Here is an 11,408-nt window from a genome sequence, read left to right on the forward strand (position 1 = left end):
GTTCTCGTAAAACATAAACAACGGCAAACGTTACTTTTGAAAATATCCTAGTGATCTGGGTGCTTAAATGAAACGACTTTATCCGGGTTTAAGCGGTTTTGCACGTCAAGCGCCTTCTTTATTTCCTTAAGAAGACGCATTTTTACGGGGTCAGCACGTAACGCAAGTTCGTCGCGCTTAAGCTGCCCGATGCCATGCTCCGCACTGATCGATCCGCCAAGCTCGGCAACAATGTCGTGAATGACGCTGTTCAGGCTTTCCCACTGCGCAAGATAGGCTTGCTTGTCCATGGTCGCGGGCTGGGAAAAGTTGAAATGGATATTGCCATCACCCACATGGCCAAACGGGCAGGGACGAATGCCGGGTATCAGCGCATCCGCACGCACCATGCCGCGTTTCAAAAGCTCGGCAACCTTTGAAACCGGCACGGATACATCATGCTTAATCGATCCGCCTTCATAGCCTTGTGCCTCGGGGATGCCTTCGCGGATCGCCCACAGGTTTTTACGCTGTGCCTCGGACTGGGCAAGGGTGGCATCTGTCGCAAGCCCGATCTCAACCGCCTGCGCCAACAGATCGACCAGAAGTACTTCCAGATCATCCTTCGGGCGCGACGATGTCAGCTCGATCAAGACATGCCAGTTCGTCTTGGTCGCAAGCGGCCGCGTCAGGCCCTTAAGATACGTCACCGACAGATCATGGGCAAAACTGCTGATCAACTCAAACGCCGCAATCGCGTCCCCGGTATGACGGCGCGCCAGCGCCAAAAGATCAATCGCGCATTCCGGCGACGGCACGGCAATCCAGGCGGTGGCAACGTGTTTTGGCTGGGCAAAAAGTTTTAGCGTCGCCTTGGTGATAATGCCAAGCGTGCCTTCCGCACCGATAAACAGATCGCGCAGGTCATAGCCGGTATTGTCCTTGCGAAGCTTGGACAACCCGTTCCAAACCGTGCCATCGGGCAACACGACCTCAAGCCCAAGGCAAAGATCGCGCGCATTGCCGTATCGAATAACGTTCAATCCCCCGGCATTGGTCGCAAGATTGCCACCGATCTGACATGTGCCCTCGGCGCCCAGCGACAGCGGGAAAAGCAAATCCTGCTCCTCGGCGGCTTCCTGAATGTTTTGCAGGATCGCACCGGCTTCGACAGTCGCGGTAAAATCACGCCCATCAATCTCGATGACGCGGTTCATGCGTTTGAGGTTGATCAGGACCTGTTTGCTATCGGCAACCGCCCCGCCGCACCGCCCGGTATTGCCACCCTGTGGCACAATCGCGATGTCATGTGCGGCACATATGGCAACCGCCTTGGCGACTTCCTCGGTGCTTGCGGGAAACAGAATGATCTCGGCATGGCCTTCAAACTTGCCACGTGCTTCGGCATTGTGGGCGGCCAGAACGTCGCTGTCCATGCTGAAACCTTTGGGTCCCAGCAGGTCCTTTAATTCATCAAGTGCGGCTTCTGGCAGGAACGACATGGCGGCTGTTCCTTTACGTGGCATCATGTGGCGCGCGCGGGGCGCTCGCGCGTTTCAGGCGGTCATTGATCGCAATGCCCAGTCCCTTATCGGGAATCGGTGCAATCGCAATCCCGGCAAAGTGGCTCTGATCGGCTTCATGCAGTTTGGCAAAAAGATTGGCGGCGGCCTCGATATCATCGCCTGATTTGGATAACCAAAGCACCGCATCAAATCCCTTGGTATTGCAATCGCCAAAGCCGAGCAGGACCTCATGGCCATATTTCGCCGGATCGGCGGTGGTGGCGTCAAGTCGCACGGGCAGGCCCGGCGCATAATGGCTGGTCATCATGCCGGGGCTTTTCGGTGCGGTGTCGTCGCTTTCCGCCATGACAACATCCGTACCCAGCAGTTCCGAAACCTGATCGGCGGTCACCCCGCCGGGGCGGAGCATCACCACCCGATCGGTGGTCAGGTCAATCACCGTGCTTTCAAGCCCAACCCCACACGGCCCACCATCGAGGATCATGCCAATCGCATTACCCAGCGACTGCGCAACATGGGCGGCTGTGGTCGGGCTGATCTTGCCAGACCGGTTGGCAGACGGGGCCGCAACCGGGCGGCCCACCGCGCGCAACAATTCACGCGCCATAGGATGGGCCGGAACCCGCACGGCAATGCTGGGAAGACCGGCTGTCACCAGATCACAAACATCACTATCTGCTTGGCGCGGCAGAACCAGTGTCAACGCACCCGGCCAGAATGCCGCGGCCAGCTTATCGGCGCGCGCATCAAACACCGCATGCTTGGCCGCCGCGTCGCGATCGGGAAAATGGCTAATCAGCGGATTAAAGCTTGGCCGTTTCTTGGCGGCATAAATCCCCGCCACAGCATCGGCATTGGTTGCATCCGCGCCCAGCCCGTAAACCGTCTCGGTCGGAAAGGCCACCAGCTCACCGGCGCGCAGCTTCGCTGCCGCCTGACTAAGGGCACCTTCGGAATAGGGACGGATCGTCAAAGCCGGGGACATCAAGCATTCCATGAAAAATATAGCGCTATGAGATACCTAGCGATGATGACCCCGAATGACAAGCTGCAACATCGACAACCGCAAATTGCGCGAATGTGGATTGAAAGCTCTGCTGCTTCGAATTAACGTGGCCACCGACAGGAAGAACTGCGACAAAAACGCGGTTCGCACTTGGTGAGTGTCAAGGCCTGCAAATCCGATTTTCGACCTGTCGCCAGACACCCGTGTCAGGTCCCCGAACGGTGCCATGCATCGCAAGGAGGGCCTTTCATGCCAGCCAGACTGTTTTTAAAATCAACATCAATCCCGCCTGCAACGGCGATGTCGCTGGGTTTGGTCAATCTTGCCTCCTTTGTGTCGCAAGTGATCCAGATCGGGGTGATTGATACCTTGTTGCCGCTGGCGCTGACCAATGCGGGGCTGGGCGAACAACATGGCGGCATGATGCTGTCGCTGTACTGGATTGCCGATCTGGTTGGCGGATTTTTTGTCGCCGCCATCCTGCGCAAAACCCATCCGGTGATCCCGCTTTTGATCAGCAGCGCGTCATTCTGTCTTTTGGTTGCGGTTGTGATGTATGCGCCGCAATCGGTTTGGGTTCTGCCGGCAACACTGTTTGCCGGCGTCGGCCTGATCCTGCGCTGGGTAATCTGTGACGGGCTGATTGTGCAACTGGCACCCCGCGACAAGGTCGGTCGTGTTGTCGGTTTTCACGAAACCCTGATGGGGCTGGGGATCGTTCTTGGCCCCATCCTGATCGGCTGGTTGGGTGATGATGCCTTTGCCATGTCAGGTCTGGCGGTGTTGGCAGGCGTGATTGCGCTTGTCTGTGCGTTTTTCCTGCCGACCATCGAAATGGCGTCCACAGGCAAGGGAGCCGGGGCCGCACTGCGGCGCTGGATGGATAACTGGGATCTGGTGGTCATCGCGCTGGTCGCAGGCTTCGTTGAAATCTGCTTTTTGTCGGTTTTACCGCTTCAGGCCCAACGCGATACCGGGCTTGCCGATGCCGGTTTGTGGATGGCAGCTGTATTTGTCTTCGGTGGAACCGTTTGTCAGCCGCTGGTGGGTTATATCTCGGACAAGGCCGGGCCAACCAAACTGGCCTCTCTGTGTTTCTGGCTGCTTTTGATCGGGGCTGTGCCAATGGCATTGGCCGGATATGGCGTGATCGCCGCGTCCATCCAGTTCATGTTGGGCGTTGCTGTTGCCGGGCTATACACCGCGGCTGTCCTGATTGCCGCCAGCGGGCGCGGGCAGGGATATCAGGTCGGCGTGCTGGTGATTGTTTCGCAAAGCTATACCCTGGGCGCAATTGTCGGCCCGTCGGCGGGGACATCGCTTTTGGTGATGGTCGGAAGCTGGGCCTTGCCTGTTTTGGTGTTGGGTGCTGCGGGGCTGTCTATCGGGCTTTTGATGCTGCGCCGTCAGAGCTAGCTACAGGGCTTCGGCAATTAAACACCACCCCAAAAAGCGCAGAGCCGCCATGAAAATGGCGGCTCCAATTTACGCTCTAGCCCGGTTTCGCCCCGCGGTGGTGAAATCGGACCGCGTCGCCGTGATTCCGGCGGCTATTTACGTCACCTACACTCTGTGTGGCGATAAGGAATGGATAACGCAAAACGTCCTGAAAGTCAAGAAAACTGCGGGGTGGAGCAGTTTCAAACTTTCCCGAAGAATGCCGGTCTGATCGGTATTGCAGCGCGGGATCGGCAAGCTTTTGATGCGGCTTTGTAATTCGCTTTTGATCCCGCTTTGCGAAGGATCAGTTCTCGTACTTGACCGGCACAGATGGGCTGCGCGCGATGAAGAACGGGTTGCGGAAATCGGCCTTGCCATAAACGAATCCTGATCCGTCCATATTTTCAACCACACCGCCGGCAGCAAGCAGAACCGCATGACCGGCGCCGATATCCCATTCCATGGTCGGGCCAAGGCGGGGATAAAGATCGGCTTCACCGGCCGCAACCAGACAAAGCTTGAGCGAACTTCCCGCCGGGCGCAGTTCCTTGACAGCCAGATCGCCCAGAAAGGCTTTCATCGCCTCGGGATCGCCGTGTGATCGCGATCCGACAACGACAACGCCGTCTTCGGGCATCTCGCGCACCGAAATCGCGGTGGTTTTGGGGGCAACTTCGCCTTCGATCAGCTTCGCACCATCCGGGCCGCCATAATAAAGCTTGTCTATTGCCGGGGCATAAACCACGCCCAGAACCGGTTTTCCTTTGGCAATCAAGGCCACATTGACCGTGAATTCGCCATTGCGTTTGATGAATTCCTTGGTGCCATCCAGCGGATCAACCAGCCAGAAGAAATCGGTATCGCCGTTTACGTCAGGCACATCGCCCTTGGCGGCACTTTCTTCGGACACGATTTTGATATCGGGGGTAAGCGCGCGAAGACCCGGCAGGATCACGGCCTCTGCCGCTTCATCGGCCTCGGTCACCGGGCTGGCGTCATCCTTGGACCGGACTTCGAAATCGGTCTGATAGATTGCCATCATCGCAGCACCCGCCTTGCGGGCGATTTCAATCAGTCCGTTTTCAAGGGCATCGGCATTGGCGGGCAGGGCAACGGTCATGGCAATCTCGTTTCAAGGGATAAAACTAACTATCCCACGGGAATAGGGAATTTTGCCCGTAACGTCCAGTCCGGCCTTAAAACGCTTACGTGTTTTCAGCTTTGCGTGCCAAACCGTTCGTCCATGACGTCCTTAAGGGCTGCCATGATATCATCGCTCAGCTGATCAAGTGTGACGACGATGGCGGGTTTGGCCGGGGTCGGGCAGATGCCGGCCATGACCTCTTCGGCGCGCCATTGCATCATCACGCTTTCGGTCAGTTCCACCAGCGTGATCGCACTTGGCACATGGTCGCTCTGGATGCTGGCGGCAAAGCTTTGTGCCTCTTCGCGGGTGGCAAAGATCGGACAGTATTTCTCGCCGGTCGCGGTTGTTTGCAGCAACCAGCCATTATGATAAAGCGCCCAAACGCCTTCCCATTCGGCGACTTCGTGAATGAAGTCGGCGTAGCGCGTGTCAATCTGTGTGCTGCTTGCCATCATCTTTAATCCTGTTGGTTCCAAAAGCCGTGCGGGCGGATGTTCTTTGATAAAGCCCCACACGGGACAAACCGCTTTGCGCGCATATGTGGGGACGTGTGATCCATTGCAAGGCCTGCTTTACGTTTCAGGCGGGGCAGCGACCCTTCTTTTTATGATATTGCGATCAAGCCGATTGTCGCAGCTTGAAACGGTTGCGATAGCTCGCCGGCGGCGTTCCGGCGATATCGCGAAAGGCGATGCGAAATGTCTCAAGCGATTGAAACCCGCATTGCTCGGCAATGTCGACCAGCGCAAGGTCGGTTTCCTCGAGCAGTTTCATCGACCGGATAATACGTTCCCGGCGCAACCATTTCAGTGGCGACAGGCCGGTGCCATCGCGGAACCGGCGTAGAAATGTGCGCTGGCTCAAACCCGATTGGCGCGAAAGGTCATTGATTTCAATCGGCTGATCAAGGTTCTCCCGCGCCCAATCCAGAACCGCCGCAATCGATCTGCCGGGCCGTTCCTGAATAGGGGCCTCGACATATTGCGCCTGTCCGCCATCACGATGCGGCGGCATGACAAGCCGTCTGGCCACGGTATTGGTCACCTGCGCGCCATGGTCGGACCGGATAACATGCAGGCAGGCATCAATCCCCGCACTGCTGCCAGCAGACGTAATAATGTTGTCGTGATCAACATAAAGCACATCATCGACAATTTCGGTTTCCGGGAACATCGCACGGAATTTATCGATATAGCGCCAGTGCGTCGTCGCCCGGCCATTTTGCAAAATCCCGGCATGGGCCAGAACAAACACACCCGAACAGATCGTAACGATCCGGCATCCGCGCGCATGTGCCTTTAAAATGGCGTCGCGCAATGCCGGTTCGGGCACCGCATCCGCCCCGCGCCAGCCCGGAATGATGATGGTGTCCGCCTCATCCAAAAGCTCCATCCCGGCATCAACCGCGACAGAAAAGCCCCCCATGGCCCGAATTTGCGGATCGACCCCGGCAATGGAGCACCGATACCACGGGAAATCAAATTCCGGCCGCGGCAGGGAAAAGATCTCAAGCGCGATGCCGAACTCAAAGGTACAAAGCCCGTCATAGGCCAGAACCACCACATGATGATTGGGCACATGATGATTGGGTTCGTGCGGCTGGGTGCCGGCATGTTGGGCGCTTTGGGGCATCAATCGTCACTTTGGCGAAAAATTACTGAATAATGGCATTTTGGTCACTTTTGCAAAATCGGGCAAGGCCTAATATCGGCGTCATCAATTTGATGGAGAACGAACATGACCAGCTACATTAACGAAGTCCCGCCAGCCCCGTCCCACATTGCGCGTGCGCATTTCGACGCCTTGTTGGCGTTTGAAACCGATTGCTGGGATACCCATGCATCGCTTCAGGCGGGTGTGGATGATTTCATTCTCCTCGATGTACGCTCGCCCGCCCTTTATGAAAGCGGCCATATCGAAGGTGCCTTGAACCTGCCGCATGGCAAGATGACCGAACGCCGCATGGCAGAATATCCGACCGGCAAGACCTTTGTTGTTTGTTGCGCAGGCCCGCATTGCAATGGTGCTAACAAGGCGGCCTGTCGTCTGTCGGCCCTTGGTCTTCCGGTCAAACTGATGATCGGCGGGATCACCGGCTGGATCGATGAAGGCTTCAGCCTTGTGACCGGCAAGGATTGATGATGATGCCCCGCCGGTGATCCCATCCGGCGGGGTATTTCCCTTTTGCAGATGGACGGAAAGGTAAACCCGCGTGCCACACGACACTGTCATAAGGCCGGTTCAGCCCGGCGATCTGGACGCGCTGATCAATCTGATCGCCGATCATGCGGCCTATGAACGCGCAACCGTTGACCGTGCACACCTGCGTTCCGCATTGCCAAAGCATATCTTTGGCGATGCTGCGCGGGCCCTCATCCTTGTTGCCGATCGGGCGGGCGACATGATCGGTTATCTGTCTGCCGCGCGCGAGTTCTCGACATGGAACGCCGCGGACTATCTGCATATGGATTGTTTGTATCTGGCGCCATCGTGCCGCGGGGACGGGATCGGGGGCCTGCTGATGAAGGCTGCTGCGCGCTATGCTGCGGATCATGACCTTGGCTGGATGGAATGGCAAACACCGGATTGGAACACGGGGGCCATCCGGTTTTATGAACGCCTTGGCGCGGTGGCGAAATCAAAATTCCGTTTTTCCGTGGCGGTCAAAGACCTCTCAACGGGCGAACCAGAACCCGCTTGCCTGGATATCGCGTGACGATATCCCGCGCGTGATAAACCGCTCGGCCCGCATATTGGCCGACCAGTGATCCATCGGAAGTCCCGCCTTGCGCTTAAGCTGCGTCAGAAAATCTTTCGGATCGGGCAACTGATCCCAAACTTGCGGCAGGAACAATCCCCGCCGATTGCCATCAGACAAAATAATCCCGTCCTCAAACGGTGTTAGTTTGGCAACAAAGTCCGCCTCATCCTGAAAGGCAAACGGGGCAGGCGGCGACAGGACAGAAATCGAAAGCTCCAGATCATCATTGATCTCATCGCGGCCGAGCCCGGCAAAGCGCGGATCGCGAAAGGCTGCCTTGAACGCATTCTCGCACAAATCGGTGGCAAGTGGCGCATGGGCCATGATTGATCCGATGCAGCCGCGCAATTGCCCGGCTTTCTTGAGCGTGACAAAACAGGCTCCCGGTGCGGAAAGCTCCGGGCCAAACTCATTTGGGGAAACCTGCAACGGCGCCCCGGTCTCGATCCCATGCAGGATCGATTGCCGACAGAGACCCAGCATCTCCGCCCCATGCGTCTTGATCAGGGTCTCGGTCGCCTTGGTAAAGTCATCCACGCCGTTATCCTGCATATTCGCGGCCTTCGCGTTATAAACCGCCCAGGCACCATAGCCTACCACACGCGACTTATCGCCCGTCACATCGCCGGAATTGCGCATGCCAAGCGTCTTGATCTTCATGCCGCGATTGCGTGCCACCATCAGCATCCCGGCCACCGGCAACGCGCCACAGGCATCGGTTGTATCAATATTCTCGGCATCGAAATTCTCGATCATCGTCCGTGTGCGGTTATCCATGCGTTGGGCGGTGTCATAATCATGGAAATGCGAGAGATCCGATGAAATCACGATCAGGGTTTCCGGCCCGCCCCAAAGCTTCTCGATCACCTCATGCACCTGACGCGGGCTGCACCGGCTGACCAGAAGCGGCACAATGCCGATATCAGCATCCTCGCCAAACAGGCGCTGGATAAACGGCAATTCGATCTCAAGCCCGTGCTCAAGTGTGTGTGCGTCATCCAGCATCTGAACATGGGGCAACGCCAACGCCTTTTGAAGTGCTGGCAGGTCGCAGCGCATATTCCCAAGCGGGGTGGCAAACTGATCGGCGCGCGCCAGCGCAATCCCCTGAAACGCCATGCGATGCGCCGGGCCAATGATCACAATGCGTTTGATGGTATCCTTCAGCGCGCGCACCGTGGCAAAGCCAAGGGCGGCCAGACTGCCCGAAAACATCAATCCTGCATGCGGCACAATGATCGCCTTGGGCGACGCATCCCCCGACACGGCATCCGAATGCAAGGCCGCATCCATCAACCCGTCAATCTCGCTGCGCAAGAGATCGGCATCGGCCGGATAAAACGTCCCGGCAACGGCAGGCGGGCGGATGATGGTCATTGGCGCTCCAATCGCATGACTTCCTTTGAAAAAGATAGCGATCAGGACTAGATTTTCAAAGAGGAAGCTTTGCATTTGGAAAACGCCGATGACTGATCGCGCATCCCTGACCGACACCGTCCCCGGACGTTACTGGCACCATCTCGACGATGGCCGCATTCAGTGCGATGTCTGTCCGCGCTTTTGCAAGCTCAAGGACGGGCAGCGGGGCTTGTGTTTTGTCCGCGCCCGCCAAGGCGATCAGATGGTGCTGACGACGTGGGGCCGATCATCGGGTTTTTGCATCGACCCGATCGAAAAAAAGCCGCTCAATCACTTTCTGCCCGGGACACCGATCCTGTCGTTCGGCACGGCAGGCTGTAATCTGACCTGCAAGTTCTGCCAGAATTACGAAATCTCCAAAGCGCGCGAGATGGACAAGCTTTCCTCGCTCGCTACCCCGGAAATGATCGCCAAAACCGCCAAGGCGCATGGCTGCTCGGCAGTCGCCTTTACCTATAATGATCCGGTGATCTTTCTGGAATATGCCGTTGATGTCGCCATTGCCTGCCGCGAAATGGGCCTGCGCACCGTGGCGGTCACGGCGGGTTACATTGGCGACAAGGCGCGCGAGGAATTCTTCCGCCACATGGATGCCGCCAATGTCGATTTGAAGGGCTTTACGGATCGCTTTTATCATCAGTTGTGCTCCGCCCATCTGGGTGACGTGCTGGAAACGCTTAAATATCTGCGCCATGAAACCGGGGTCTGGATGGAGCTGACCAACCTTGTGATCCCCGGCGAAAATGATGGCGACGCGGAATTTCACGAAATGACTCAGTGGGTGCAGAGTGAACTCGGCCCTGATGTGCCGATGCATTTTTCGGCCTTTCATCCTGACTGGAAAATGATGGATACGCCGCGCACCCCGCCTGAAACCTTGGTGCGTGCGCGCAAGATCGCCATGGAAAATGGCATTCGCTATGCCTATGTCGGCAATGTTCATGACAAAACCCACAGCAGCACCTTCTGCCATGCCTGCGGGGATATCCTGATTGGCCGTGACTGGTATCAGTTGTCTGACTGGAACCTTGATGCCCATGGCGCGTGTAAAAGCTGTGGCACCCATTGCGCCGGTGTGTTTCAGGCCAAACCCGGAACATGGGGCCCGAAACGCCAACCGGTCCGCTTGATGACCGGCAACTAAGCAGTCAAATCCAACAAGACTTCAGCCATAATTCCACAGGGAGAACGTCATGGAAATCAAACGCGCCGGATCGCAGGCCTCAACCGTCGGATCCCCGGAATATTTCACCGGACGGGTCCGGATTGAACCGATCATCAGTGCCGCTGATCCCGCCCGTGTGGCCGCCGCCAATGTGACGTTCGAGCCGGGCGCACGCACCACATGGCATACCCATCCGCTGGGCCAGACCATCATCGTCACCGCCGGTTTTGGCCGGGCGCAACGCGAAGGCGGCCCGATTGAGGAAATCCGTCCCGGCGATATCGTCTGGTTTGAACCGGGCGAAAAACACTGGCACGGGGCCGGTCCCGAAACCGCCATGACCCATATCGCCATTCAGGAAAAGCTCAATGGCTCCCCGGTCGATTGGTTGGAGCCCGTGACCGATGCGGATTATCTCGGACAATAAGTGTGCGGTTGGATGTTTTTGCTGGCATTTTTTACTGGCACTGGGGCGTCATATCGCTAAATTGCCGCAAAGTTTGACGCGGTTGGAAAGAAAGCACACACAGTGGCCGGGATGAAAATTCGCAAAGCCCGTTTGGGTGATGTCGGGGCAATTTTTGCTATCCGAAGCCGCGTGCGTGAAAACCACCTTTCCGCGTCTGAGCTGGCCGAACGCGGCATCACCAAACCCGCCTTTGGCAAATGGCTCGATCAGGGATACGGCATCTGGCTTGCCGATCTCGATGGCTCTGCCGCAGGCTTCGCCATCGCCATCCCGAATGAGGCCACCCTGTGGGCGCTGTTTGTCGATCCGGAATTTGAAGGGCGCGGGGTCGGCGCGGCATTGCTGCGCACCGCCGAAGACTGGCTGTTTGCCAAGGGATGTAATGACATCTCGCTAACCACCGGGGCCAATCCGGAAAACCGCGCGCACGGCTTTTATGAAAGCCACGGCTGGCATTCCACGGGTGATGTCGAAAACGACGAAGTCGAATACATCA

Annotated in this window: 13 protein-coding genes; 7 read left to right on the forward strand and 6 right to left on the reverse strand. The window is 57.3% G+C overall.

The features are described from left to right. Positions 1-47: 47 nt before the first annotated feature. Positions 48-1,481, reverse strand: coding sequence for an FAD-binding oxidoreductase (locus TH2_RS19775; protein ID WP_008892227.1), 1,434 nt, complete (start codon positions 1,479-1,481; stop codon positions 48-50). 13 nt (positions 1,482-1,494) lie between these two features. Next, the gene (locus tag TH2_RS19780) at positions 1,495-2,490 is read right to left on the reverse strand and encodes an L-threonylcarbamoyladenylate synthase (RefSeq protein WP_008892228.1); all 996 of its coding nucleotides are present in this window, start codon (positions 2,488-2,490) and stop codon (positions 1,495-1,497) included. A 270-nt stretch (positions 2,491-2,760) separates the two neighbouring features. On the opposite strand from TH2_RS19780, the gene TH2_RS19785 reads away from it, so the two are divergent. Next, positions 2,761-3,927, forward strand: coding sequence for an MFS transporter (locus tag TH2_RS19785; protein WP_008892229.1), 1,167 nt, complete (start codon positions 2,761-2,763; stop codon positions 3,925-3,927). A 171-nt stretch (positions 3,928-4,098) separates the two neighbouring features. After that, on the forward strand, positions 4,099-4,227 hold the full coding sequence (locus TH2_RS21915; RefSeq protein ID WP_274517105.1) for a hypothetical protein: 129 nt from the start codon (positions 4,099-4,101) through the stop codon (positions 4,225-4,227). Between the two features lie 28 nt (positions 4,228-4,255). Here the strand turns inward: TH2_RS21915 and cysQ are convergent, their stop codons facing one another. The 3 genes from cysQ to ftrA all read right to left on the reverse strand — a co-directional run bounded on the left by cysQ (position 4,256) and on the right by ftrA (position 6,730). Further along, the gene (gene cysQ / locus TH2_RS19795; RefSeq protein WP_008892231.1) at positions 4,256-5,071 is read right to left on the reverse strand and encodes a 3'(2'),5'-bisphosphate nucleotidase CysQ; all 816 of its coding nucleotides are present in this window, start codon (positions 5,069-5,071) and stop codon (positions 4,256-4,258) included. Positions 5,072-5,166: 95 nt separating this feature from the next. Next, complete coding sequence (locus TH2_RS19800) at positions 5,167-5,550, reverse strand: DUF2750 domain-containing protein (protein ID WP_008892232.1); 384 nt, start codon at positions 5,548-5,550, stop codon at positions 5,167-5,169. Positions 5,551-5,716: 166 nt separating this feature from the next. Beyond that, positions 5,717-6,730: a transcriptional regulator FtrA gene (gene ftrA, locus TH2_RS19805; RefSeq protein WP_008892233.1), complete on the reverse strand. Its 1,014-nt coding sequence runs from the start codon at positions 6,728-6,730 to the stop codon at positions 5,717-5,719. A 105-nt stretch (positions 6,731-6,835) separates the two neighbouring features. On the opposite strand from ftrA, the gene TH2_RS19810 reads away from it, so the two are divergent. Beyond that, on the forward strand, positions 6,836-7,237 hold the full coding sequence (locus TH2_RS19810) for a rhodanese-like domain-containing protein (protein WP_008892234.1): 402 nt from the start codon (positions 6,836-6,838) through the stop codon (positions 7,235-7,237). A gap of 73 nt (positions 7,238-7,310) precedes the next feature. After that, a complete protein-coding gene (locus tag TH2_RS19815; protein WP_008892235.1) occupies positions 7,311-7,814 on the forward strand; it encodes a GNAT family N-acetyltransferase in 504 nt (167 codons plus the stop codon). Here the strand turns inward: TH2_RS19815 and amrB are convergent. Continuing rightward, positions 7,773-9,236 carry an AmmeMemoRadiSam system protein B gene (gene amrB, locus TH2_RS19820; protein WP_008892236.1) on the reverse strand — a complete coding sequence of 488 codons (1,464 nt, stop codon included), beginning with the start codon at positions 9,234-9,236 and terminating at the stop codon, positions 7,773-7,775. The two genes, TH2_RS19815 and amrB, sit on opposite strands and share 42 nt — an antisense overlap. Before the next feature lie 88 nt (positions 9,237-9,324). On the opposite strand from amrB, the gene amrS reads away from it, so the two are divergent. The 3 genes from amrS to TH2_RS19835 all read left to right on the forward strand — a co-directional run. Next, positions 9,325-10,422, forward strand: coding sequence for an AmmeMemoRadiSam system radical SAM enzyme (amrS, locus tag TH2_RS19825; protein ID WP_008892237.1), 1,098 nt, complete (start codon positions 9,325-9,327; stop codon positions 10,420-10,422). Between the two features lie 49 nt (positions 10,423-10,471). Then, the gene (locus tag TH2_RS19830) at positions 10,472-10,870 is read left to right on the forward strand and encodes a (R)-mandelonitrile lyase (protein WP_008892238.1); all 399 of its coding nucleotides are present in this window, start codon (positions 10,472-10,474) and stop codon (positions 10,868-10,870) included. 111 nt (positions 10,871-10,981) lie between these two features. Then, a partial coding sequence (locus tag TH2_RS19835) for a GNAT family N-acetyltransferase (RefSeq protein WP_008892239.1) occupies positions 10,982-11,408 on the forward strand: 427 nt, incomplete at its 3' end.

Origin of the sequence: Thalassospira profundimaris WP0211 (assembly GCF_000300275.1) — a bacterium.
In the GTDB taxonomy this organism is placed as follows: Bacteria; Pseudomonadota; Alphaproteobacteria; order Rhodospirillales; family Thalassospiraceae; genus Thalassospira; species Thalassospira profundimaris.